The sequence below is a fragment of the Streptomyces yunnanensis genome, assembly GCF_029011865.1.
Taxonomy (GTDB): domain Bacteria; phylum Actinomycetota; class Actinomycetes; order Streptomycetales; family Streptomycetaceae; genus Streptomyces; species Streptomyces yunnanensis.
The window spans coordinates 6875086-6899846 of sequence record NZ_CP095749.1; the positions used below are offsets into that span (position 1 = coordinate 6875086).

Annotated in this window: 21 protein-coding genes; 11 read left to right on the top strand and 10 right to left on the bottom strand. The window is 72.7% G+C overall.

The window, feature by feature from the left end:
• Positions 1–538 precede the first annotated feature (538 nt).
• From MOV08_RS29975 to MOV08_RS29990, 4 genes are all read left to right on the top strand, one after another.
• The gene (locus MOV08_RS29975; protein ID WP_078875936.1) at positions 539–1372 is read left to right on the top strand and encodes a TraR/DksA family transcriptional regulator; all 834 of its coding nucleotides are present in this window, start codon (positions 539–541) and stop codon (positions 1370–1372) included.
• A 127-nt stretch (positions 1373–1499) separates the two neighbouring features.
• Positions 1500–2102, top strand: coding sequence for a signal peptidase II (gene lspA / locus MOV08_RS29980; protein WP_039637389.1), 603 nt, complete (start codon positions 1500–1502; stop codon positions 2100–2102).
• Positions 2103–2199: 97 nt separating this feature from the next.
• Positions 2200–3141: an RluA family pseudouridine synthase gene (locus MOV08_RS29985; RefSeq protein ID WP_039637391.1), complete on the top strand. Its 942-nt coding sequence runs from the start codon at positions 2200–2202 to the stop codon at positions 3139–3141.
• Positions 3142–3268: 127 nt separating this feature from the next.
• Positions 3269–4861, top strand: a complete 1593-nt coding sequence (locus tag MOV08_RS29990; protein ID WP_039637393.1) for a Na+/H+ antiporter — start codon at positions 3269–3271, stop codon at positions 4859–4861.
• A 34-nt stretch (positions 4862–4895) separates the two neighbouring features.
• Here MOV08_RS29990 and MOV08_RS29995 read toward each other — a convergent pair whose 3' ends face one another.
• A complete protein-coding gene (locus MOV08_RS29995; RefSeq protein WP_078876276.1) occupies positions 4896–5999 on the bottom strand; it encodes a mechanosensitive ion channel family protein in 1104 nt (367 codons plus the stop codon).
• 95 nt (positions 6000–6094) lie between these two features.
• Between MOV08_RS29995 and MOV08_RS30000 the strand changes: the two genes are divergently transcribed.
• Entirely contained in the window at positions 6095–6718 is a 624-nt protein-coding gene (locus MOV08_RS30000; protein WP_203232595.1) for a dienelactone hydrolase family protein, read from the top strand.
• Positions 6719–6822: 104 nt separating this feature from the next.
• On the opposite strand, the gene MOV08_RS30005 is transcribed toward MOV08_RS30000, so the two are convergent.
• From MOV08_RS30005 to MOV08_RS30020, 4 genes are all read right to left on the bottom strand, one after another.
• Positions 6823–7755: a thioredoxin domain-containing protein gene (locus MOV08_RS30005; protein ID WP_275309565.1), complete on the bottom strand. Its 933-nt coding sequence runs from the start codon at positions 7753–7755 to the stop codon at positions 6823–6825.
• 317 nt (positions 7756–8072) lie between these two features.
• Complete coding sequence (locus tag MOV08_RS30010; protein ID WP_039637399.1) at positions 8073–8921, bottom strand: thioredoxin domain-containing protein; 849 nt, start codon at positions 8919–8921, stop codon at positions 8073–8075.
• A 283-nt stretch (positions 8922–9204) separates the two neighbouring features.
• Positions 9205–9861: a hypothetical protein gene (locus MOV08_RS30015; protein WP_275309566.1), complete on the bottom strand. Its 657-nt coding sequence runs from the start codon at positions 9859–9861 to the stop codon at positions 9205–9207.
• 59 nt (positions 9862–9920) lie between these two features.
• On the bottom strand, positions 9921–11240 hold the full coding sequence (locus MOV08_RS30020; protein WP_275309567.1) for a DUF2252 domain-containing protein: 1320 nt from the start codon (positions 11238–11240) through the stop codon (positions 9921–9923).
• 287 nt (positions 11241–11527) lie between these two features.
• Here MOV08_RS30020 and dnaE point away from each other — a divergent pair, with 287 nt between their 5' ends.
• Positions 11528–15082, top strand: coding sequence for a DNA polymerase III subunit alpha (gene dnaE, locus MOV08_RS30025; protein ID WP_275309568.1), 3555 nt, complete (start codon positions 11528–11530; stop codon positions 15080–15082).
• A gap of 139 nt (positions 15083–15221) precedes the next feature.
• Here the strand turns inward: dnaE and MOV08_RS30030 are convergent, their stop codons facing one another.
• Positions 15222–15386, bottom strand: coding sequence for a hypothetical protein (locus MOV08_RS30030; RefSeq protein ID WP_180990146.1), 165 nt, complete (start codon positions 15384–15386; stop codon positions 15222–15224).
• A gap of 269 nt (positions 15387–15655) precedes the next feature.
• On the opposite strand from MOV08_RS30030, the gene MOV08_RS30035 reads away from it, so the two are divergent.
• The 4 genes from MOV08_RS30035 to MOV08_RS30050 all read left to right on the top strand — a co-directional run bounded on the left by MOV08_RS30035 (position 15656) and on the right by MOV08_RS30050 (position 19730).
• Positions 15656–16936: an NYN domain-containing protein gene (locus MOV08_RS30035; protein ID WP_275309569.1), complete on the top strand. Its 1281-nt coding sequence runs from the start codon at positions 15656–15658 to the stop codon at positions 16934–16936.
• A gap of 115 nt (positions 16937–17051) precedes the next feature.
• Positions 17052–18041, top strand: coding sequence for an ABC transporter ATP-binding protein (locus MOV08_RS30040; protein WP_039637406.1), 990 nt, complete (start codon positions 17052–17054; stop codon positions 18039–18041).
• Positions 18042–18153: 112 nt separating this feature from the next.
• Positions 18154–18972: an ABC transporter permease gene (locus MOV08_RS30045; RefSeq protein WP_420834307.1), complete on the top strand. Its 819-nt coding sequence runs from the start codon at positions 18154–18156 to the stop codon at positions 18970–18972.
• 77 nt (positions 18973–19049) lie between these two features.
• Positions 19050–19730, top strand: coding sequence for an ABC transporter permease (locus tag MOV08_RS30050; RefSeq protein ID WP_275309571.1), 681 nt, complete (start codon positions 19050–19052; stop codon positions 19728–19730).
• 19 nt (positions 19731–19749) lie between these two features.
• Here the strand turns inward: MOV08_RS30050 and MOV08_RS44410 are convergent, their stop codons facing one another.
• From MOV08_RS44410 to MOV08_RS30065, 4 genes are all read right to left on the bottom strand, one after another.
• Positions 19750–19824: a hypothetical protein gene (locus MOV08_RS44410; protein WP_466868946.1), complete on the bottom strand. Its 75-nt coding sequence runs from the start codon at positions 19822–19824 to the stop codon at positions 19750–19752.
• A 168-nt stretch (positions 19825–19992) separates the two neighbouring features.
• Complete coding sequence (gene ybaK / locus MOV08_RS30055) at positions 19993–20508, bottom strand: Cys-tRNA(Pro) deacylase (protein ID WP_275309572.1); 516 nt, start codon at positions 20506–20508, stop codon at positions 19993–19995.
• Positions 20509–20574: 66 nt separating this feature from the next.
• The gene (locus MOV08_RS30060) at positions 20575–21312 is read right to left on the bottom strand and encodes an LON peptidase substrate-binding domain-containing protein (RefSeq protein WP_073445100.1); all 738 of its coding nucleotides are present in this window, start codon (positions 21310–21312) and stop codon (positions 20575–20577) included.
• Positions 21313–21416: 104 nt separating this feature from the next.
• Positions 21417–23018: an oxidoreductase gene (locus MOV08_RS30065; protein ID WP_275309573.1), complete on the bottom strand. Its 1602-nt coding sequence runs from the start codon at positions 23016–23018 to the stop codon at positions 21417–21419.
• A gap of 393 nt (positions 23019–23411) precedes the next feature.
• Here MOV08_RS30065 and hisD point away from each other — a divergent pair, with 393 nt between their 5' ends.
• A complete protein-coding gene (gene hisD / locus MOV08_RS30070) occupies positions 23412–24737 on the top strand; it encodes a histidinol dehydrogenase (protein ID WP_039637417.1) in 1326 nt (441 codons plus the stop codon).
• The last annotated feature ends 24 nt before the right edge of the window (positions 24738–24761 follow it).

Genomic DNA, 24761 nt, shown 5'->3' on the forward strand with positions numbered 1-24761 from the left:
GCGCTGCCGGTTCTAGTCGCCCTGGCGGCCCGTGGGTCCTGCCCACTGTCCAGAGCTTTCTTCCGGCGGCTCCGGGCTGATCTTCACGTCATGCACGCCCCCGGGCTCGCACCGTCCCCGGGTCGCTGCAGGCTGCGTATGACGCTACTCGTCCCATCGACGCCTTTCGCTGCGCCCCGAGCTCTCGGCTTCTCCCCCGGCCGTCGGCCGGGAGGTGCCCCCAGAGCAGGGGGTGCCCCCACAGTGTACGGGGCCGCGCCGAGGGCGGCCGACCGGATTTCCCGGCCGCCGACCCCCGGGAGGGGGACCGGGCGGGGGCCGCCGCCCGGCGGGTGACCCGAATGGCGAGCATCTCCGGACCGGGTCGTTCCGGGCGGATTACGGCGCGGGGAGCGGGGCACAACCGAGGCAGACCGGACGTACGGGCCCGGCGGCGGGGGTGGTCGGGCGGTGCGTCTCGTTGCCGCGTGCCGTGAGGCGATTTATCGTTCCCGTCACGATTCGCGAACTAGATCACATATGTGAAGGGATCGCGGCCATGGTGGCGAAAAAGACCGCCGCGGAGAAGATCACGACGTCCGGCGGGCCTGCTGACGAGGGCGTCGTGCAGCGGTCCGTCCGCCAGGAGGCGATCGGGGACCCGGCGGCGCCGGAGCAGCACGAGAAGGCCGCCCCGGAGAAGGCGGCCGTGAAGAAGGCACCGGCCAAGAAGGCGGCGCCCGCCAAGACCGCAGCCAAGAAGACCGCCGTCAAGAAGACCGCGGCGAAGAAGGCGGCGGCCAAGAAGACCACGGCGAAGAAGACCACGGCGAAGAAGGCGACCGCCAAGAAGGTGGCGGCCGCGAGGGCGACCGGGCAGGCGCCGGCGGCGGAGAAGACGGGAGCCAACACGGTGGTGGCGAAGAAGACGGCGCAGGACGCGTCGGTCGCGCACGGCGCGGACTCCGCGGTGCCCCCGGCCCGTGCGGCCGCGACACCCGGTGAACTCGCGGTGCGGCCCGGCGAGGATCCCTGGACGCCGGCGGAGGTGGCCGAGGCACGGTCCGCCCTGATGGAAGAGGTGGGCCGGCTGCGGGCCGAGATCGTCGCCGCGGAGGACGCGATCGCCGGGCTGATGCGGGACTCGGGTGACGGCGCGGGCGACGACGAGGCCGACACCGGCACCAAGAACATCACCCGCGAGCACGAGCTGGCGCTGGCCTCCAACGCCCGCGAGATGCTGCACCAGACCGAGCGGGCGCTCGGCCGGCTGGACGCCGGCACGTACGGCCTGTGCGAGAACTGCGGGCAGCCGATCGGCAAGGCGCGGATGCAGGCGTTCCCGCGCGCGACGCTCTGCGTGGAGTGCAAGCAGAAGCAGGAAAGGCGCTGATCGGTGTGCGCCCGTGGCGCGTAGCGGGCCGGCACCTGTCCGGCCCGCCGGCGCAGGCGTGTGCCGTACTCTCGTGGGCAGCCGGGCTGGGCCTGGTGAAGGACTCGACGGGCTGAGGGACGCACACGTGGCAGAGGCGGAACGCATCACCGGTACGCCGGAATCCGAGCCGGGTTCCGGGGCGGATCCCACGACGGGATCCGAAGGGGGACGGCCGGCGGAGGGCGAGCGGCCCACCGGGCGGGGCAAGCGGCGGATCGCCGCGCTGCTGCTGGTGGCCGCGATCGTCTACCTGCTCGACCTGGGCAGCAAGCTCGCGGTGGTCGCCAAGCTGGAGCACCACGCGCCGGTCGAGGTCATCGGGACGCTGCTGCAGTTCAGCGTGATCCGCAACCGCGGGGCGGCCTTCGGCTTCGGCGAGGCGCTGACGGTCCTGCTGACGGTGATCGCCGCGGTGGTGATCGTGGTGATCGCCCGGATCGCCCGCAAGCTCTACAGCCTTCCCTGGGCGATCGCGCTGGGACTGCTGCTGGGCGGTGCGTTCGGCAACCTCACCGACCGGGTCTTCCGCTCGCCGGGCGTCTTCCGGGGTGCGGTGGTGGACTTCATCGCCCCCGCGCACTTCGCGGTCTTCAACCTCGCCGACTCCGCGATCGTCTGCGGCGGCGTGCTGATCGTGCTGCTGTCCTTCCGGGGCCTGGACCCCGACGGGACGGTCCACAAGGACTGACTCCGCGCCCGGCTGCACAGCCCGCTTCCGCGCCGGTGTCCCGGCCCCGGAGACCTCGCCGGGCAGGGCAGTACCGCGGGACTGCCATACTCGTGGGGTGAGCAGCTTCCCCGAGATCCGCACCCTGCCCGTACCGGACGGCCTGGAGGGCGAGCGCGTGGACGCCGCGCTGGCCCGCATGTTCGGCTTCTCCCGGACGAAGGCGGCCGAGCTCGCGTCGGCCGGCAAGGTCCGGGTCGACGGCGCCGAGGTGATGAAGTCCGAGCGGGTGCGCGGGGGCGCCTGGCTGGAGGTCGAGATGCCGGCCGCCGCCGCGCCGGTCGAGATCGTGGCCGAGCCCGTCGAGGGCATGGAGATCGTGCACGACGACGACGACATCGTGGTGATCGTCAAGCCGGTGGGGGTCGCCGCGCACCCCAGCCCCGGCTGGAGCGGCACCACCGTCATCGGCGGTCTGGCCGCGGCCGGCTACCGGATCTCCACTTCGGGGGCGGCCGAGCGGCAGGGCATCGTGCACCGCCTCGACGTCGGGACCTCCGGGCTGATGGTGGTCGCCAAGTCGGAGCGCGCGTACACCTCGCTGAAGCGGCAGTTCAAGGAGCGGGTGCCGGACAAGCGCTACCACGCGCTGGTGCAGGGCCACCCGGACCCGATGAGCGGCACCATCGACGCCCCCATCGGGCGGCACCCCCACCACGACTACAAGTGGGCGGTCATCGCCGACGGCAAGCCCTCGGTCACCCACTACGACCTGATCGAGGCGTTCCGGGCGGCCAGCCTGCTGGACATCAAGCTGGAGACCGGCCGGACGCACCAGATCCGGGTGCACATGTCCGCGCACCGGCACCCCTGCGTGGGCGACATGACCTACGGCGCGGACCCCACCCTCGCCAAGCGGCTGGGCGTGGCCCGGCAGTGGCTGCACGCGGTGCGGCTGGGCTTCGAGCACCCCTCGGACGGGCGCTGGGTCGAGTTCGAGAGCGCGTACCCGGCGGACCTCCAGCGTGCGCTGGACACCGTCCGGGAAGAGAGCTACTGACGTCGGTACCGCGCCCGAGTCGGGGTAACTCCGGACATCTCGGCCGGCAAAAGCGGGCATCTGATCACTTCATGGCAGGCTTGGGGCGGAATGTGATCGAAATCGACCGCCCCGGAGCGTAGCCACCGTGGATCAGTTGGCCCTGCTGTTCGTCCTGCTGTTCGGAGCGGTGGTGATGGTTCCGGTCGGCGACCGGCTGGGTCTGCCCTCGCCGGTGCTGATGACGCTCGCCGGCGCGGTGCTGGCGCTGCTGCCGTTCGTGCCCAACGTCGAGGTGCCGCCCGAGTACATCCTGCCGATCGTGCTGCCGCCGCTGCTCTACGCGGCCGTCCAGCGCACCTCCTGGCGGCAGTTCACCGCCAACCTGCGGCCGATCTTCCTGCTCGCCGTGCTGCTGGTGTTCGCCACCACGGCGGCGGTCGCGGCGGTCGCCCAGGCGGTGGTGCCGGGGATGCCGGTGGCCGCCGCGGTGGTGCTGGGCGCGCTGGTCGCCCCGCCGGACCCGGTCGCCGCCACCGCGGTGGCCGGCAAGCTCGGACTGCCCCGCCGCATGGTCTCCATCCTGGAGGGCGAGGGGCTGTTCAACGACGTCACCGCGATCGTGCTGTACCACGTCGCACTGGCCGCGGTGATCAGCGGGAGCTTCTCGGTGCCCGGCGCGGTGGGCTCGCTGGTGCTCTCCGCCGTCGTCGCCATAGCGGTCGGCCTGGTGCTCGGCTGGGTCACGAACCAGCTGATGGGGCGGCTCGGCGACCCGACGCTGCAGATCGGGCTGACGCTGCTGGTGCCGTTCGTGGCGTACGTCCTGGCCGAGGAGTTCAAGGGGTCGGGCGTGCTCGCGGTGCTGACCTGCGCGCTGTTCCTGGCCGAGTACGCGGTCGACGCGGACGACGTGCTGGGCCGGCTGGCCGGCTACACCTTCTGGGAGGTGGTCGACACCCTCGTCACCGGCGTCGCGTTCGGGCTGATCGGCCTGGAGCTGCACAACATCCTCGGTGCCGCCGCCGGCCGTTGGGGCTCGCTGCTGGGCGCCGGCGCCGCGGTGGTCGGGGTGGTCGTCGCGGTGCGGCTGGTGTGGCTGCTGCCCGCCGCCTGGCTCGCCAAGCGGATGCACAAGCGCCGGGACTACGACGAGGACATCCCGATGAGCTGGCGCGAGACGGTCATCATGTGGTGGTCCGGGATGCGCGGGGTGGCTTCGGTGGCGCTGGCCCTGGCCATCCCCTACGGGATCGACGGCGGGCCCTTCCCGGCCCGCGACGAGATCCTGTTCATCGCCTTCGCGGTGGTCCTGTCCACGCTGATCATCCAGGGGCTGACGCTGCCCTGGCTGGTGCGCAAGCTGCGAGTGCGGGCCGACACCGACGCCGCGGACGAGCTGGAGCGGGAGCTGGCGCTGCGGGTCATCAAGGCGTCCAAGCACCGGCTGAAGGAGATCCTGGAGGTCGAGGAGGTCTCCGACGAGGTCGCCGACCAACTGGCCCGCCGGGCCTACGACATCGGGGCCCGGATCGCGCCGGACATCGTCGACGAGGAGCGGCGGGAGCTGTTCGAGAAGCGCATCTCCCGGCTGAAGAAGGTCCAGCGGATCCAGAACGAGATGCTCTCGGCCGCCCGGCACGAGGTGCTGGCGGCCCGCAGCGAGCCGGGCACCGACCCGGAGATCGTCGACCGGGTGCTGCGCCACCTGGACGTGCGGAGCCTGCGGGCGACCCCGTAGGCGCGGCGGGGTGGTGCACCGGACGGGCGGCCGGTCAGTGGGCCCCGGCGCCGTCCGGGCCGGCCGCCGGACCGGGCGGCATCGCGCGCCGGTTCTCCTCGGCGGACGGCGCGGGCGCGGTGGCGATCCGCGGCAGCGCGTAGGCGTGCTCGGTCCGCAGCCACTCGATCATCCGCTCGCGGATCTGGCAGCGCACCGTCCACACGGCGTCCGCGTCCCGGGCGGTGACCAGGGCGCGCACCACGATGGTGGACGGGGTGGTGTCGGTGACCACCAGGCTCCAGGACCGGCCGTCCCACTCCGGGCACTCCTGGAGCAGCTCGTGCAGACGCTGCCGCATCTTCTCCACCGGGGCGGAGTGGTCGAGGTGGAAGAAGACCGCGCCGGTCATCTGCGCGCCGCCGCGCGACCAGTTCTCAAACGGCTTGCTGGTGAAGTACGACACCGGCATGGTGATCCGCCGCTCGTCCCAGGTCCGCACGCTCAGGAACGTCAGGGTGATCTCCTCGACCGTGCCCCACTGGCCGTCCACGACCACGGTGTCCCCGATGCGCACCATGTCGCCGAACGCGATCTGCAGCCCGGCGAAGAGGTTGCCCAGGGTGGACTGGGCGGCGATACCGGCGACGATGCCCAGCAGGCCGGCCGAGGCCAGCATGGACGTGCCCACCGCCCGCATCTGCGGGAACGTCAGCAGCATGGAGGCCGCCGCGACGACGATCACCACCGCGGTGACCACCCGCTGGATCAGCGTCACCTGGGTCCGCACCCGCCGCACCCGTGCCGCGTCCCGGGCACCCGCCGCGTAGCGGGCGTACGACGACTCCACGATGGCCGCCGCGGCCCGCACCAGCAGCCAGGCGGTGGCCGCTATCAGCACCAGCGTCAGGGCCTGGCCGATGCCCACCGCGTGGTGCACCACGACCGGGATCCCGGTCTGGCCGAAGGAGCCGAGCAACAGGGCGGCGGCGAGCATCAGTCGGAGCGGTATCCGGCAGCGACGCAGCAGTCCCCACAGCGGGGTCTCCGGGTGCCGGGTGTCGATCCGCAGCAGGGTCCGGTCGATCAGCCGGACCACGACGAGCGCGACCACGAGCGAGCCGCCGACGACGGTGATCGGGCGCAGCACGGCCTCCAGGGACACGGTCTCCTCCTCGGTGCGGTGTGCTCCTGCCGGACCCGACGACGGTAGCTGGCACGATGGGGGGAGAGCGATCCAACCCCAGGGAAGTGATGTCTGTGCCCGCCTCCGTCGAGCCCGCGACCAGCGGTTCCTCCACCATCGTGCTGTTTCATTCGGTGTGCGGGCTGCGCCCCGCGGTGCACGCCGGCGCGGACCGGTTGCGGGCCGCGGGCCATGAGGTGATCGTCCCGGACCTGTTCGGCGGGCGGACCGCCGACTCGGTCGCCGACGGCATCGTGATCAAGGACGAGTTCGGCAAGGAGGAGCTGCTCCGGCGCGCCGTCGCGGCCGTCGCCCCGTACTCCGACCGCGGGCTGGTCTACGCCGGGTTCTCCTTCGGCGGCGCGGTCGCGCAGAACCTCGCCCTCGGCGACGAGAAGGCCCGCGGGCTGCTCCTGCTGCACGGCACCTCCGACATCGCCGACGGCGCCGCCGCCGACGAACTGCCGGTGCAGCTGCACGTCGCCGACCCCGACCCGTACGAGCCGCACGACTGGCTCAACGCCTGGTACCTGCGGATGCGCCGGGCCGGTGCCGACGTCGAGGTGTTCCGCTACGCCGGCGCCGGCCACCTCTTCACCGACCCCGAACTGCCGGACTACGACGAGGAGGCGGCGGAGAGCGCCTGGAAGGTCGCGCTGGGGTTCCTGGCCGACCTGCCCGAGCGGGGCTGAACGACGGCCGGGCCCCGGGCGGCCGGCTTCCGGTATGCCCGGAACGCCGGCCCTGCCGCCAGGTCATCTAGGCGCGAGGGGCCCCGATCGGCCTGCCGCCGCGGTCAGTTGCCGCCGGTCGGGTCCTTCTCGCCCTTGGCGATGCCCTGGCCGCCGCCGTCCTTGCCGGCGTCCTGGCCCTTGCCCGCGGCGCCGCCCTTCGCCGGGCCGAACTCCGCGTCGATCATCTTGCGGAAGTTGGCCCGCGCGAGCTGGTTGTACTGCTCCTGCGTCATCTTCTGCTGCGGGATCTCCGCCATCGTCAGCTTCTTGTCGCCGTGCATGAAGGTGGGGGTGCCGCGTACGCCCTTGCGCCCGAACAGCGCGGTCATCTCCATCGCCCAGCGGTCGTAGGTGCCGTCCTCGACCTGCTTCTCGAACGCCTTGTTGCCCTTCAACTCCGGTACGTCGCCGGCCACTTTGAGCAGCTCGGAGTCCTTGGCGTAGAGGTCCTCGCGCTCGTCGGGGTGGTACTTGGTGGAGTACAGCGCCGACTTGTACCTCAAGAACGCCTCCGGGCTGACGTTCAGCGCCGCGCCCAGCGCGCTCAGCGCGTTCTTGGAGCCCTCGCCGCCCTGCATGTCGTCGATGAACGAGTACATCGTGTAGCGGACCTTGAAGCGGCCGTCGTGGAGGTCCTTGAGCAACTCCTCGCCGGTGCTCTGCTCGAAGGCCGCGCACGCCGGGCAGCGGACGTCCTCGAACACCTCCAGCGTCTGCTTGGCGTTCTTGTCGCCGATCAGGATCTCGGTGCCCTTGTCGCCCTGGGTGTGCGCCGGGGTGACCAACTTGGCCTCCTTGGCGGCCTCCCAGCCGGTCGGCTGGTTCGCCTTCATCACGGCGAAGCCGATGCCGCCGGCGACCGCAAGGACGCCGACGGCCGAGACCGCCACGATGAGTTGGCGGCGCAGCCGCTCCTTCTTCTTCTCCTTCTCGCGCTGGGCGCGGATCCGCTCGCGGGCGGCCTGCTTGTTCTCCTGGGTGTTGCGGTTGCTCATGGGGGGTGTCCGATCCTTCGGTGCGACGCTGGCTGGGGCGATGCGGGTGTCAGACGGCGGCCGGGACGGCGGGCCGCGGCGGCGTACCCCGTGCGCGAACAGCCCGCCGGCCAGGTGCCCGACGAGCGGAGGTACCCCCCTCACCCCCGGTCGGCCCCCCGGCCGGACCGCCGGGTGGACTCCCCTCCCCTGCATGGCCGGGAGTCTGCCATGAGCACGACGGGAAACCGGGTCAAGATTTGGCATCGGCCGGCGTGCGCGGTGCACGCCGGCCGATGCCGGTGCCGGGGGTGTGACCCGGCGTCAGGACCCGGGGGTCACTTCTTGAGGTTCTTCTCCACCTGCGCGTTGAAGTCCGCGACCGTGGACGGCGCCACCGGCCCCTGGGCGGACTGGGTGCCCAGGACCGTGCCGTTCATCCGCACCGTCGGGGTGCTGCGGACGTCCTTGTGCGAGTCGAACTCCTTGGACATCGCCATCGCCCAGGCGTCGTACGTGCCGCCCTTGACGGCCTTCTGGAAGGCGGCGTTGCCCTTCAGCGCGGGGACGGTGTCGGCCACCTTGATCAGGTAGCTGTCATCGGCGAACTTGTCCGGGCCCATCTCCTCCGGGTGGAACTCCTTGGAGTACAGCGCGTACTTGTACTTCAGGAAGGCGTCCGGGGAGACGTTCAGCGCGGCGCCCAGCGCGCTCAGCGCGTTCTTGGAACCGGTGCCCTGGAGGTTGCCGTCCAGGAAGGTGCCCAGGTGGTACGTCGCCTTGTACTTGCCGTCGCTGACGTCCTTCTCGATCTGGGAGCCGACGGTCTCCTCGAAGGCGGCGCAGCCGGGGCACCGCGGGTCCTCGAAGAGCTCCAGGCTGTTCTTGGCGTCGGACTTGCCGACGACCACGGTGGTGCCGTTGGGGCCGCTGGTGTTCGCCGGCGGGACCGGCTTGGCCTTGGCGGCCTTCGCCCAGACGTCGGCGCCCGAGCCGCCGCCGCTGTCACCACCGCCGGAGTTGGCGACCGCCAGACCGATGCCGCCGGCCACCGCCAGCACCGCGACGACCGAGCCGCCGACGATCAGCTGCCGGCGGGTGCGCTCCTTCTTGGCCTGCCGCTCGCGCTCGGCGCGCAGCCGCTCGCGGGCTGCCTGCTTGTTGGCCTGACTGTTGCGGTTGCTCATGACTGTTCTGCTCCGTGGGTTCCGTGGTCCGTGGGGACGGGGGTGCGTGCTACCGGGAGGCGTCTGCGCCCTGGGGGCGTGCGCCGGCCGCCGGGCCCGGGAGGCCCTAGGGCCTGTCGTCAAACTCCCGCCTGCCTCGCGACGCCTGGCACGCACGCTCTCTGCGTTGTCGGGCTCATCCCGGTACGCCCGGTACCGGGATGACCCTCCGCCTTGAGATCGCACGCACCAGACGCCGCGAGGCCCGCCCTCCGGGCGAACGGCGGGAGTTTGACGACAAGCCCTAGGCGGCGAGCGCGCAGGGCGGCCCGCGGCGCACCACGGAGTGCACGAGCAGGGGAACGGACCGGGCGACCGGACCGCTCCGCACGGGGGCGGGCACCGGGCGGCGCGGCGTCAGGACCCGGCCCAGGACCGCGGCCGCGATCAGCAGCGGACGGGAGGCGAAGCCGGCCACCGCGCCCAGCAGCCGCACCAGCGCGGCCTCGCCGCGGCGCAGCCAGCCGGCCGCCAGCAGCCCGACGGCCAGGTGCGCGGCGAGCAGCAGCAGCCAGACCTGGGCCGGGGCGCCGCCCTCGCGGGAGAGCTGGGCCAGCGGGCCGCCGACCGGTCCGCCGCCGCAGAGCAGCATCGTGCTCAGCGCGTGGACCGGGGCGGCCGGGGTCCCGTCCGGGCCGTAGCAGGTGTGCTGGCCGAGGCTGAAGACCGCGTCGGCGGCGAGCTCCAGGGGGAGCAGCAGCCCGGCGATCCGCCAGTAGCCGCGCTCGCGGCCGGCCAGCGCGTAGGCGAGCGCGAACACCGCGACGCCGGTCACGGCGACGGTGACCGGCGGCAGCGGCATACGGGAGAGCAGCACGTGGGACGCCGAGGACAGCGTCACGCACAGCGCCGTGAAGAGCGCCGCGCGCAGTGCCCGCAGGTGTGCCGCAGAGATGTCCATCGTCAGCGAGTGTGCCATGGGACGGGCTAAAGGGTCATTAAGGGGGCGGGCCGGATGGGCTAGGAGACCGGGAACCGACCGTCCCGGAGCAGCTCGACGAAGAGCGCGTGGTCGGCGCGGGCGCGGGCCGCACAGGAGTGCGCGAAGTCCGCCAGCAGCGGGCCGAAGCCGTCCTCGTCGGCCGCCAGGGCCGCGTCGATGGCCCGCTCGGGCCGGAACGGCACCAGCGGATGCCGGGCCTTGCCGTCCCCCGCGGCGTGCGCCGCTGCGGTGACCCGGCCCAGCCCGACGACGGCCGCGGCGAACTCCTCGGGGTCCTCCAGGCCGGACCAGTCCAGCCCGGTGGTGTACGGCGAGACCTCGCCGACCACCAGGCCCGCGCCGTCCAGCGCGGTCCAGCCCAGCCAGGGATCGGCGTGCGTCTGGAGGGCGCACCGCGCCAGCACCGCCAGCTGTCCGTCGTGCCGGACGTGCTCGGCGACGTCGGGGAGGGGGCGGTACCGGGCGAGGGACGGGGTCCGCGCCCGCCGCATGGTGAGCACCACATCGCTCTCCAGGACGTCGCTGCCGCCCTCCAGCAGCAGGTCGTACGCCTCCGCGTCGGCCGTGCCGGTGCCGCGCCGGCCCACCACGTCCTTGATCCGGTACGCCTCCGGGCGGGTCAGGGAGCTCTCCGGCAGCGTCTCCAGATAGCCGTCGAACGCCGCCAGGATCGTGTAGCGGGCCGCCGCGTCCAGCTCGACGCCGTCGGGCCCGACCGCGAGGCGCCGCTCGCCGTCGCACCGCTCGGTCCGCGACGCCAGCAGCCCGGCCCGGGTCCGGCCGCGGGCCGCGCGCAGCACCGCGAGCAGCGGGCCGTCGGCGGTGTCCAGGGTGCACGGCGGCGCGGTGTCCGCGTCGGAGGCCAGCGCGTGGACGTGCTCCCGATAGGCCGCGGCGAAGGCCCGCACCAGCTCGGTGATCCGGGCGTCGCTCAGCCCCCGGGCGTGACCGAGCAGCGCCACCGAGGCCGCGCACCGCTTCAGGTCCCAGGTGAACGGGCCGACGTAGGACTCACCCGATCCGGTGACGCCGAACACCAGACGGCCCGTGGCGTCCAGATACCCGCCGAAGCTCCCGGCGTGCAGATCGCCGTGGATCCACACCCGGGCGGTCCGTTCGTCCAGATACGGCGTGCCCTGCGCGCCCGCGCCGGACTCCGCCAGGTCGTGGTGGAACAGGGCCGCCGCGCCCCGGAAGAACGCGGCGGGGGAGCCGGCCATCCGGCGCAGGGCGCCTTCGGGGGCGGTGTCGAGGGCGGCGAGGATCTCCCCGTCGCGCCGGGCGGTGTCCTGGCCGGGCCGCGCGGTGTCCCGCGTCGGGGCGTGTGGGATCGGCATCGCTGGCTGCCTCCTGCAGTGCCGGGAAAGCGAATCGGAGATCAGCGGGACAACGCACGGGGCGGCCCGTGAGTGCCCGGCCGCCGGTCGTCCCGTCGGGGGCGCCGTGCGCACCGCTGCGGGCCCCCGCTGTCAGTGCCGGGTCGTAGACTTCAACACCGTCCCACCCATCCCTCGCGATGTCTTCCGCCCATCCCTGCGGACGGCTTCCGCCGCTCCCGGCGGACCCGTCCCGTCCATCCCGCCCGACCAGTCCCGACAACTGCCGTTCCCGGAGGTTCAGCGCCGTGGCCCCCTCGTCCAGGCCCCCCTTCACGCACCTGCACGTCCACACCCAGTACTCGCTGCTGGACGGTGCCGCGCGGCTCTCCGACATGTTCAAGGCGTGCAAGGACATGGGGATGACGCACATCGCCATGTCCGACCACGGCAACCTCCATGGCGCGTACGACTTCTTCCACTCCGCGCAGAAGGCCGGGGTCACCCCGATCATCGGCATCGAGGCGTACGTCGCGCCGGAGTCGCGGCGCAACAAGCGCAAGATCCAGTGGGGTCAGCCGCACCAGAAGCGCGACGACGTCTCCGGTTCCGGTGGTTACACCCACAAGACGATCTGGGCGGCGAACAGCACGGGGCTGCACAACCTCTTCAAGCTCTCCTCGGACGCGTACGCCGAGGGCTGGCTGCAGAAGTGGCCGCGCATGGACAAGGAGACGATCTCCCAGTGGAGCGAGGGCCTGATCGCCTCCACCGGGTGCCCCTCCGGCGAGCTGCAGACCCGGCTGCGCCTCGGCCAGTTCGACGAGGCCCTGAAGTCGGCCGCCGAGTACCAGGAGATCTTCGGCAAGGACCGGTACTTCCTGGAGCTGATGGACCACGGCATCGAGATCGAGCGCCGGGTCCGTGACGGCCTGCTGGAGATCGGCAAGAAGCTCGGCATCCCCCCGCTGGTCACCAACGACTCGCACTACACCTACGCCCACGAGTCGACCGCGCACGACGCGCTGCTGTGCATCCAGACCGGCAAGAACCTCTCCGACCCGGACCGCTTCCGCTTCGACGGCACCGGCTACTACCTCAAGTCCACCGAGGAGATGTACGCCATCGACTCCTCGGACGCCTGGCAGGAGGGCTGCCGCAACACCCTCCTGGTCGCCGAGCAGGTCGACACCACCGGCATGTTCGAGAAGCGCGACCTCATGCCGAGGTTCGACATCCCGGAAGAGGGCTACACCAACACCACGTGGTTCAAGGAGGAAGTGCGCCGCGGCATGCTGCGCCGCTTCCCCGGAGGCGTCCCCGAGGACCGGCAGAAGCAGGCCGAGTACGAGATGGACGTCATCATCCAGATGGGGTTCCCGGGCTACTTCCTGGTGGTCGCCGACTTCATCATGTGGGCGAAGAACAACGGCATCGCGGTCGGCCCCGGCCGTGGCTCCGCGGCCGGTTCGATCGTCGCCTACGCCATGGGCATCACCGACCTCGACCCGATCGAGCACGGCCTGATCTTCGAGCGGTTCCTCAACCCCGAGCGCGTCTCCATGCCCGACGTCGACATCGACTTCGACGAGCGTAGGCGCGTCGAAGTCATCAGGTACGTCACCGAGAAGTACGGCGCCGACAAGGTCGCCATGATCGGCACCTACGGCAAGATCAAGGCCAAGAACGCCATCAAGGACTCCGCCCGCGTCCTCGGCTACCCGTACGCCATGGGCGACCGCCTCACCAAGGCGATGCCCGCCGACGTCCTCGGCAAGGGCATCGACCTCGACGGCATCACCAACCCCTCGCACCCGCGCTACAACGAAGCCGGCGAGATCCGGGGGATGTACGAGAACGAGCCGGACGTCAAGAAGGTCATCGACACCGCCAAGGGCGTCGAGGGCCTGGTCCGGCAGATGGGCGTGCACGCCGCTGGCGTCATCATGTCCAGCGAGCCGATCATCGATCACGCCCCGATCTGGGTGCGGCACACCGACGGCGTCACCATCACACAGTGGGACTACCCGCAGTGCGAGTCGCTCGGCCTGATCAAGATGGACTTCCTGGGCCTGCGGAACCTCACCATCATGGACGACGCCGTGAAGATGGTGGAGGCCAACAAGGGCATCAATCTGAAGCTCCTCGAGGTCCCGCTCGACGACCCGAAGACGTACGAACTGCTCTGCCGCGGTGACACGCTCGGTGTGTTCCAGTTCGACGGCGGCCCGATGCGCTCGCTGCTGCGCCAGATGCAGCCCGACAACTTCGAGGACATCTCCGCCGTCTCGGCCCTGTACCGGCCGGGCCCGATGGGCATGAACTCGCACATCAACTACGCCGAGCGCAAGAACGGCCGGCAGGAGATCACGCCGATCCACCCGGAGCTCGAAGAGCCTCTGAAGGAGACGCTGGGTCTGACCTACGGCCTCATCGTGTACCAGGAGCAGGTGCAGAAGGCCGCGCAGATCGTCGCCGGCTACTCCCTCGGCGAGGCCGACATCCTGCGCCGCGTGATGGGCAAGAAGAAGCCCGAGGAACTGGCGAAGAACTTCACCATCTTCCAGGCGGGCGCCCGCAAGAACGGCTACAGCGACGCCGCGATCCAGGCCCTGTGGGACGTCCTGGTCCCGTTCGCCGGCTACGCCTTCAACAAGGCGCACTCCTCCGCGTACGGCCTGGTCACCTACTGGACCGCCTACCTCAAGGCCAACTACCCGGCCGAGTACATGTCCGCGCTGCTGACCTCCGTGCGCGACGACAAGGACAAGTCCGCCGTCTATCTGAACGAGTGCCGGCGGATGGGCATCAAGGTGCTCCCGCCGAACGTCAACGAGTCCGAGGCCAACTTCGCCGCCCAGGGCGACGACGTCATCCTCTTCGGCCTCACCGCCGTCCGGAACGTCGGCCAGAACGTCGTCGAATCGATCATCCGCTGCCGCAAGGCCAAGGGGAAGTACTCCTCCTTCCCCGACTACCTCGACAAGGTCGACGCGGTGGTCTGCAACAAGCGCACCACCGAATCGCTGATCAAGGCCGGCGCCTTCGACGAGATGGGCCACACCCGCAAGGGCCTCACGGCGCACTACGAGCCGATGATCGACAACGTCGTCCAGGTCAAGCGCAAGGAGGCGGAGGGGCAGTTCGACCTCTTCGGCGGGATGGGCGACGACTCCACCGACGACGGGCCGGGCTTCGGGCTGGACGTGGAATTCTCCGAGGACGAGTGGGACAAGACCTATCTGCTCGCCCAGGAGCGCGAGATGCTCGGCCTCTACGTCTCCGACCACCCGCTCTTCGGGCTGGAGCACGTGCTGAGCGACAAGGCGGACGCCGCCATCGCCCAGCTGACCGGCGGCGACTACTCGGACGGCTCGATCGTCACCATCGGCGGCATCATCTCGGGCCTGCAGCGCAAGATGACCAAGCAGGGCAACGCCTGGGCCATCGCCACCGTCGAGGACCTCGCCGGCTCCCTCGACTGCATGTTCTTCCCGGCGACCTACCAGCTGGTGTCCACCCAACTCGTCGAGGACGCCGTGGTGTTCGTCAAGGGCCGGCTCGACAAGCGGGAGGACGTGCCGCGGCTGGTCGCCATGGAGATGATGGTCCCCGACCTCTCGGAGGCCGGCGCCAACGCCCCGGTGACGATCACCATCCCGGCGGTGAAGGTCACCCCGCCGATGGTCGAGAAGCTCGGTGAGGTGCTCAGCAGCCACCGCGGTTCGACCGAGGTCCGCATCCGGCTCCAGGGCGTACGGAAGACCACGGTGCTCCGCCTGGACCGCCACCGGGTCACCGCCGACCCGTCGTTGTTCGGAGATCTGAAGGTGCTGCTCGGCCCGTCCTGCCTGGCCGGCTGAGCATCCGGCCGGGGCGTCGCCGCCGCCCCGGCCCCCGGTACGACGAGGGGCGCGCCCGCACGGTTCGGGCGCGCCCCTCGGCAAGTCATCGGTGGTGCGGGGCAGTTGGGGTGCTGCCGGGTGGCCTCACCGGGATGTGTCAGTTGTGGCCGAAGCGGCGCTGGTGCTTGCGCGCGACGTCCGCCGGGCTGCCCTGGGCCTGCGAGTGCGAGATCGCGTCGAGCGTCGCCTTCTCGGACTGCTGCTGGCCGCGTTCGCTCTGACTCTCCTTGGGCTGCTTCCGTTCCTTCTTGTTCTTGGCCATGATCGTGCCTCCTGAGGGGGATCTTGGGATCGGCCGGAATCAGACTTACACGGCAGACACATCACTGCATTTCGGGCAATTACCCTGAGTGATGGCGGCAGTTACGCGACGTGCGACTGGCCGAACGTGAATCCGCCACGCCGAAGATCGAGTTCGTGCAGATAACCCCCGTTCGGTCGGGCAGACTCGAAGGAAGCCGAAGAGCACTCGTGCCACGGGCGGAGCCGGGGGGCGTCCGGACTTCAGCACCTCAGGGAAGAGGGTGGAACGTGGACCGCTGCGTCGTCCTGGTCGACGCCGGGTATCTGCTCGGTGCCGCCGCCAGCCTGCTCGCCGGAGAACCCGCCCGTTCCCGGATCACCGTCGACCACGCCGCCCTCATCCAGGGCCTGCGCCAGCGCGCCGAGGCCGACACCGAACGGCCGCTGCTGCGGATCTACTGGTTCGACGGCGCCCCCGACCGCGTCCCGCAGCCCGAACACCGCCGACTGCGGGTGATGCCCCGGGTCACCGTCCGGCTGGGTGCCCTGACCCGCAGCGACGGACGCTGGGCGCAGAAGGGCGTGGACGCCGCCATGCACGCCGAGCTGACCGAACTCGCCCGCAACCGCGCCTGCTCCGACATCGTCCTGGTCACCGGCGACGGCGATCTGCTGCCCGGCCTGATGTCCGCCAAGGAGCACGGCGTCGCCGTCCACCTCTGGGCCGTCCAGGCCGCCGACGGCGACTACAACCAGTCCGAGGACCTGGTCGCCGAGGCCGACGAGCGGCGGGTGCTGGACCGCGCCTGGATCACCGGCGCGGTCCGCGCCAAGGAACTGGGCGGACCCTGCGCCCCGCCGCCCGCCCCGCGCCCCGAGATCGCCGCGATCCTCTCCGCCCCGCTCCCGGAGACCGCGGTCGCCGCGGCGGCGGCCGCCGCGTCCGGCTCCGGACCGGACCCCGCGGGCGGCGGCAACGGCGCCACCCGCCCGGTGCCCGACGGCGACCGCGAGGCGTCCTCCGGCGAGACCGGCTCCGGCGGCTCCCGCGGCGTCCCCACCCCCAAGGACCTCGCCGGCCTCGGCCGCCCCGCGCACGTCGTCCAGGGCTCCGCCCCGAACTCCGCCCCGAACGGCACCCAGCCCGCCGCCACCCTCCGCTGGTCCTCCGACAAGGGCTGGATCGAGCGCGGCGGCCCGCTCGGCGAACCGGCCGAGACCGCCTCGCTGCCCACCCTCGCCCAGCTCACCAGCGCCGAGCAGCGCTGGGCCGACCGCGAGGAGGACATCACCGCGGTCGGCGGCGACCCCTTCGAGGTCGGCCAGGTCTTCGCCCGCCGCTGGACCGAGCGGCTCTCCGACTCCGTCCACCTCCAGCAGCTCTCGACGGAGTACCCCCGCATCCCGCACCGCATCGACGGGGAACTGCTCCGCTACGCCGCCCGCTTCGGCCTGCTCGCCCACAAGGACGACCAGATCGACGAGCACGACCGCTACGCCATCCGGGCCGGCTTCTGGCGCGAGGTCGACCTCCGCACCGCCGCCGAACACACCCCGATCGGCGACTGACCGCCCGCCCGCACGCGGCGCGCCGGCCGTACGCGCCCGTCCCGCGGAGCCCCAGGGACCGGCGGCCGCCCGGGGCCGCGTACTCTCGTCACTCGTGAAGACGGGCGCAAAACAGGTGGAGCACGGCGCGCCGGTGTGCGTCGTGCGGGACTTGGTCAAGACCTATCCCGCGCTGCGCGGGCGGCGCGGGGCGGACCGGGCGCCCGCGGTGCGCGCCAGCGACGGCATCAGCCTGGACGTCCGGCGCGGCGAGATCTTCGGGCTGCTCGGCCCCAACGGCGCCGGCAAGTCCACCCTGGTCCGCCAGCTGACCGGACTGCTCAGGCCGGACTCCGGCAGCATCGTCGTCCTCGGCCACGACCTGGTGCGGCACCCGGAACGGGCCGCCCGGCTGCTGGGCTACCTGGGCCAGGAGTCGACCGCGCTGGACGAGCTGACCGTCTCCCTCGCCGTGGAGACCACCGGCCGGCTGCGCGGCCTGGACGCCGGCGCCGCCCGCGCCGAACGCGACGCGGTCCTCGACGAGCTGGGCCTGGGCCCGATCGCCGGCCGGGCGCTGAAGAAGCTCTCCGGCGGCCAGCGGCGGCTGGCCTGTTTCGCCACCGCGCTGATCGGCGAGCGCCCGCTGCTGGTGCTCGACGAGCCGACCACCGGCATGGACCCGGTCGCCCGGCGCGCCGTGTGGGCCGCGGTGGACCGCCGCCGCGCCGAGCGGGGCTCAGCCGTCGTCCTGGTCACCCACAACGTCCTGGAGGCCGAGAGCGTGCTCGACCGGGTCGCGGTGATCGACCAGGGCCGGGTGATCGCCTGCGACACGCCGGGCCGGCTGAAGGAACTGGTGGGGGAGGAGGTCCGGCTGGAGCTGGTCTGGCGGGACCGGCCCCCGCTCGACGTCCCCGAGGTCGCCGCCCTCGCCGCCGAGGCCCGCACCGCCGGCCGCCGCTGGACCCTGCGGCTGCCCGCCGACCGGGCCCGCACCGCGGTCACCGCGGTCACCGCCGGGCCCGCCTTCGCGGCCCTGGACGACTTCACCCTGGCCACGCCGAGCCTGGAGGACGTCTATGTCTCCCTGGGCGGGCGCGCGGAGGGGCTGGTAAAAGCGTGAGCGCGGCGGTACCCCCGGCTGGAGGCCGGACGAGGACTGGCCACAGCGGGCGCCCGCTCGCCCGTACGACGGACCGACGGTGGGTCGGGGAAAGCTGGGTGACGGCGTGAGTGTGGTGTCCGCGCGGGCGGCGACCGGGATCGGAGCCGAACCGGATGGCGGCGGGGTCGGCGAGGTCGCCCCGCTCGCGCCCCGGGCCCGGCTGCTGCCCGCGCTGGGCGCCGTCTACCGCGCCCAGCTCTCCCGGGCCCGGGTCGCCCGGATACCGCTGCTGTTCGTGGCCACCTTCCAGTCCGTCGGGATCATGGTCCTGCTGCGCGGGGTGGTCAGCGGCGGCGACCCGGCCTGGTCGGTGGTCGCCGGCTCCGCGGTGCTGGTCGTCGCCTTCGTCGCGCTGAACCTGCTGGCCCAGTACTTCGGTCAGCTGCGGGCCGGCGGCGGCCTCGACCACTACGCGACGCTGCCGGTGCCGCCGGCCGCCGTGGTGCTCGGCGCGGCCGCCGCGTACGCGTCCTTCACGGTGCCGGGGACGGTGGTCACCGCGGTCGTCGGCTGCCTGCTCTTCCAGCTGCCGATGGCCCACCTGTGGGTGCTGGTCGCCGTGGTCCCGCTCGCCGGTGCGGCGCTGTCCGGGCTGGGCGCGGCCCTCGGGCTGCTCGCCCCGCGCCAGGAACTCGCCACCCTCGGCGGGCAGTTGGGCATGTCGGCGGCGCTGCTGCTGGGAGTGCTGCCGGCCGGGCGGATGCCCGAGCCGATCGGCTGGGCCCGCGATCTGCTGCCCTCCACCTACGGGGTGGAGGCGCTGGCACGGACCTTCGCCCCGCATCCCGACTGGTTGGCGGTCGCCGGCGACCTGGGCATCTGCGCGGCCGTCGGGGTGCTCTCGCTGGCCCTGGCGACGTGGGCGTACCGCCGGGCGGCGGTCCGGTGAGCGCGGCCGCCGACCCTCATGGGGGCCTTGGGTGTCCTGCTGCCGGAACCACGGCGTCGGCCTGGCACGATGACGGGGTGACCGCAGCGCAGACGCCCCACGAGAACCAGCCGCCCCACAAGAACCAACCGCCCGACGAGCCGCACCGGCAGCAGGACGCCCCCGCCCAGGGGCCCGCTGCCGCCGCCGACCCCGCAGCCGGCCCCGAACTCGCCCGCGAGCTGCGGGAGGGCGTGCTGATCGCGCTCGCGGTCGCGGTGAGCGGGGTGCTGCTGGGCGTGCTGTGGGCCTGGCTGGCGCCGCGCGTCCCGCTGATCGCGGACACCCGCAACGTCTACCTCAAGAACACCGAGGGCGAGGAGGCGATCGGCGCCGACGGCACCTTCGTCCTGCTCGCGTTCGGCTTCGGCGTGCTCAGCGCGGCCGTGGTCTTCCTCTTCCGGCGCCGCGGCGGCATTCCGCTGGTGGTGTCGCTGGCCGTGGGCGGGCTGCTGGCCGCCGTGCTGGGCTGGCTCACCGGCATGTGGCTGGGCCCCACCCCGGACGTGGTCGCGCACGCCAAGCAGGTCGGCGCCGGGGTCGTCTTCGACGGCCCGCTGCGGCTCCAGGCCAAGGGCGCCCTGCTGGCCTGGCCGATCGCCGGCATGCTCACCCAGATCGCGCTGAGCGGGCTGTTCGGGCCGCGCGACCCGGAACCGGACGGGCTGATGGTGCCGGACTGGTCCGGGCACCACCAGCAGCCGCCGACGGCCGACTGACCGTTCCGCCGGCCGCCCCTCAGGACGGCCGGCGACCGTGGTTGGCCCGCCCCTTCCGGACGCGCCACTTCCGCTTACGGGTCCGCTTCGACATGGCGTACCTCCTCCCCGGTCGTAGCCGAGGGCGGGGTGCGGCAGGAAGCCCCGGTGCGGTGCGGCCGGCGGCAACCGGGGGCGCGCGGCGGCGCCGGCGGGGCGCTCAGGGCCTGTCGTCAAACTCCCGCCTGCCTCGCGACGAACGACGGGAGTTTGACGACAGGCCCTAGCCCCGCGCGATCGGTGCCAGTCGGGCGCCCGTCAGCGCGACCAGGTCGTCGGGGGCGAGCTCGACCTCCAGCCCGCGCCGGCCCGCCGAGACGCACACCGTCGGCCGGCCCTGCGCCGAGGCGTCCAGCACCGTCCGCAGCCGCTTGCGCTGTCCCAGCGGCGAGATCCCGCCCCGCACATAGCCGGTGCTGCGCTCGGCCGCCGCCGGATCGGCCATCGTGGCCCGCTTGCCGCCCACCGCGGCGGCCAGCGCCTTCAGGTCCAGCGAGCCGGAGACCGGCACCACGGCCACCGTGAGGGTGCCGTCGACGTCCGCCAGCAGCGTCTTGAACACCTGGTCGGGGGAGACCCCGAGCGCCTCCGCGGCCTCCTCGCCGTACGAGGCCGCCGCCGGGTCGTGCTCGTAGGCGTGCACCGTGAAGGGGACGCCGGCCGCGGTCAGCGCCACCGTCGCCGGCGTGCCGCCGGACTGCGGGCCGGCCTTCTTCCCCTGCTTCGCCTTCTTCGCCACGGTGCCCTCGCCTCGTTCGCCCGCGGAGCCGGCGGCCCCGGGGCCGGAGACCCGCGAGCCGGTGTGTCAGTTGGGACTGGTCGGCTGCCGGGTCAGCTCCACGGCCGGCAGCGACGGGAGCTTACCGATCACCGTCGCCTCCTGGCGAAGCAGTTTCAGCTCCTGCCGCAGCCGGTCCGCGGTGTCCGGCGCCGCCAGCAGCTCCTGCTTGGCCGGCACGCCCAGCACCGCCGCGGCGGCGACCAGGTACGACAGCACCGCCGGGTCGGCGGGCAGGTCCTGGCCGCTGGCGAGGGTCCGCTCGTTCGCCCAGGCCAGCCGCTTCTGATAGGTGCGGAAGGCCCGCACCACGCCGGAGGCCAGCGCGCCCGCGCCCTCCCCGTGGTCCTCCTCCAGCGGCTCCAGCTCACCGGTCAGATAGGGCCCGGAGGCGTCCACCGACAGCAGCTGGAAGCGGGTGGTGCCGGTGGCCAGGACCTCGTAGCCGCCGCCCGACTTCTCCTGGATGGTGGCCGCGTCCGCGACGCAGCCGACGGCGTGGAAGGCCCGGACCGGATCGTCGCCGAAGCCCGCCGCCGGGCCGGTGGCGGTCGGCGCGGTGGCGTCCGGCAGCCCCGGCGCGGTGAACGCCACCTCGCGGCCGTCCCGGATGGCGACCACCGCGAACCGGCGGTCGTCCTCGGGCCGCTCCAGCAGATCGCGCATCATCGCCCGGTAGCGCGCCTCGAAGATGTTCAGCGGCAGCACCAGACCCGGGAACAGCACCGAGTTGAGCGGGAACAGCGGCAGACGCAGGGAGGACACAGCCCGTAAGCCTAGAGCCTGTGCCTGGGCGCGCCATCACCCGCACCCGGCTCGGGCTCGTCCGCCGGGTCCCGCCGGGCGCGCCCGCCCCCGCAAAACCGGCTCTACTGCCGCCGCAGCAACCGGGACGCGCCGGTCGCGACCGTCGTCGCCAACACCCACCCGGCCATGATCATCACCGCCGCCACCCACTGGGCGGCGCCGCCCGGTTTCCACGCGCCGCCCTGATAGAGGTCTATGACCGGCAGCAGCAGGTCCAGGGAGTACAGGTAGGGGTTCCACGGCGGCGCCTCGTCGTGCTTGAGGGGCGGCGGCGGGTTCGAGGCGAAGTACGCGGTGCCGATCGCCCACAGGATCGCCATCCACACCGTGGCCCGCCCCGGGCGGTAGCCGTAGGCCACCGTCCAGTCCTGGAGGAAGCCCCACGTCTTCGCCGCCAGCGGCAGCGTCTCGCGCCGCCGCCGCTGCTTGGCCAGCAGCACCTCCCGGGCGTCCGCGTCCTCGCCCATCGCGCGCAGCGAGGCGGCCAGCATCTCGTACGGTTCGGGTGCGTACTCCGGGGTCGCCGCGGCCACCCACTGGAGCCGCAGCGCCAGCGGGAAGTGGCCGCGCGGGATCAGCGTCTCGTAGGAGAAGCCGGCCATCATCAGCCCGCCCAGCCCGGGCCAGCTCGCCGATTTGTCGACGAGGTTGACGACCCGGGCGCCGGAGAGGATCACCCGGCCGCGCTGCGGGCGCTCGCCGAGGAACCGCAGCTCCGGCGTCTGGATGCGGCGCAGCGACAGCTCCTGGTCGGACTCCATGATGAACCGGGCGTGCTCCAGGTCCACCGCGTCCCCGAACCGTCCGTCGTCCAGCCGCACCCCGCCCTCGCACTCGAAGCGCTGCATCCGGGTGCCGCGGGCGGGGGTGTGGGTGATCCCGTACGGGGGCGTGGCGCCGCTGGAGAACGGGGAGTTGGCCAGGCCCGCGGCGGTGAGGTAGAGGGTCCGCTCGACGGTCAGCTGGGGGGCGTTCAGCGCCCGGCGGCCGAACGGATTGCTCAGATGGCTGCCGCGCAGGCTCAGCGACACCCCGACGGTGGCGCCGCGCAGCGACAGCTCGCCGTAGGACTCCAGCATCTCCGCCTGGAGGTCCTGGGCGACGGTCATCCCGTCCGCCATGATCGAGCGGCCCTGCCGGTCCTTGTGCACCACCACCTGATTGAGCATCAGATCGGTGCCGATGTGCGCGTCGGTCAGCCGGATCCCGGAGTGCACCACACAGCGCGGCAGGTGCAGATCGCCCTCAGTGTGCAGCCGGGCCGCCTCCAGCCGGGGTATCGCACAGTTCACCATCCGCAGGGTGGTGAAGCGGCTCTCCGGCAGCAGCACCTCGGCCTCGAAGCGGCAGTCCCGCAGCTCCACGAATGGCTTGATCGTGCCGCCCGCGAGGTCGAGAGTGTCCGTGATGTACGCACCGGTGAGCTTCAGCCCGGACACCCGGCCCGGTTGCGCCGGTGGCCCGTCGAGCAGCAGCAGCGCCACCACCCTGGCCCGGACCCGACGCTCCGGGCCCCACAGGTGCTGCCCGTGCGGGTCGTCCCGGGACGGCTCGCCGCTGCTGAGGTCGCAGGTACTGCCGTTGCGGAACGCCTGCCACATGCTCCACTCCGCGGACGTCAGTCGCAGGTCGGCGGGCGCGTCGCCGTCCCTGGCTCCGGTCACTGTGGCTCCCCCTCGCTCTCGCGGTGCCTGCCGGCAGGCCGCCTGTGGTGGTCGATCGCTGGTCGTCCGGTGGTCGCCGTGCGGTGCTGCGGTGCGGCGGTCGCCCGCTCCGGGGCGTCCGGCGGCCGGGGCCCGCGCCCCGGACGGCCGGCATCCGGTCGCGATACCTGTTCGGGCGTGTCCCGGCGGGCGCTCCGGTGCCCGCCCCGGGAGCCTCCCGGTACGCCCGCACCGACCCCTTGCCCGCCCGGTGACCGGTTGAACACGCGTGGTCAGGGCCAACTCCGGTCAACTTCGCGGACCGGTCCCGAGGCGGTCGGGCCCGCGTGTCACTGCGTATCACTGAGTGATACGGGCGCTCGGGGGCATCGGCGGGTCTGAGACACTGGGGGAGTGATCTCCCGAATCGATCTGCGTGGCGCCGCCCTCCCCGAGGGTGCCGCCCTGCGCGACCTGCTGCCCCGTGCCGAGTTCGACGTGGAAGCCGCCCTGGAGCAGGTGCGGCCGATCTGCGAGGACGTACGCCATCGCGGCACCGCGGCGCTGATCGACTACGCGCGGCGGTTCGACGGTGTCGAGATCGAGCGGGTCCGGGTCCCGGCCGAGGCCCTCACCGAGGCCCTCGACACGCTGGACCCGAAGGTCCGCGCCGCCCTGGAGGAGTCCATCCGGCGCGCCCGGATCGTCCACCGCGAGCAGCGGCGCACCGACGTCACCACCAAGGTGGTGCCCGGCGGCACGGTCACCGAGCGCTGGGTCCCGGTCGAGCGGGTCGGCCTCTACGTCCCCGGCGGCCGGTCGGTCTACCCCTCCTCCGTCGTCATGAACGTCGTCCCCGCCCAGGAGGCCGGCGTCGGCTCGCTGGCCGTCGCCTCCCCGCCGCAGGCCGACTTCGCAGGGCTGCCGCACCCCACGATCCTGGCCGCCTGCGCCCTGCTCGGCGTCGACGAGGTCTACGCCGCGGGCGGCGCCCAGGCCGTCGCGATGTTCGCGTACGGCACCGACGAGTGCGCCCCGGTCGCCCTCGTCACCGGCCCCGGCAACATCTACGTCGCCGCCGCCAAGCGCCTCCTCAAGGGCCGGATCGGCATCGACTCCGAGGCCGGGCCCACCGAGATCGCGGTCCTCGCCGACCGCACCGCCGACCCGGTCCACGTCGCCGCCGACCTGATCAGCCAGGCCGAGCACGACCCGATGGCCGCCGCGGTCCTGGTCACCGACTCCGAGGAGCTGGCCGACCGCACCGAGAAGGAGCTGGCCCCGCAGATCGAGGCCACCAAGCACGTCGAGGACCGCATCGTGCCGGCGCTGTCCGGCCGGCAGTCCGCGATCGTCCTGGTGGACGGCCTCGACGAGGGCCTGAAGGTGGTGGACGCCTACGGCGCCGAGCACCTGGAGATCCAGACCGCCGACGCCGCCGCGGTCGCCGCCCGGGTCCGCAACGCCGGCGCGATCTTCGTCGGCCCGCACGCCCCGGTCTCCCTCGGCGACTACTGCGCCGGCTCCAACCACGTCCTGCCCACCGGCGGTTGCGCCTGCCACTCCTCGGGCCTGTCCGTCCAGTCGTTCCTGCGCGGCATCCACGTCGTGGACTACTCGCGGGAGGCGCTGGCCGAGGTCGCCCACCATGTGGTGACCCTCGCCGAGGCCGAGGACCTCCCGGCCCACGGCGCGGCGATCAAGGCGAGGTTCGACTGGACGGTCCCCCAGAGCAAGTGAGCAGGCACGTGACCAAGAACTCCC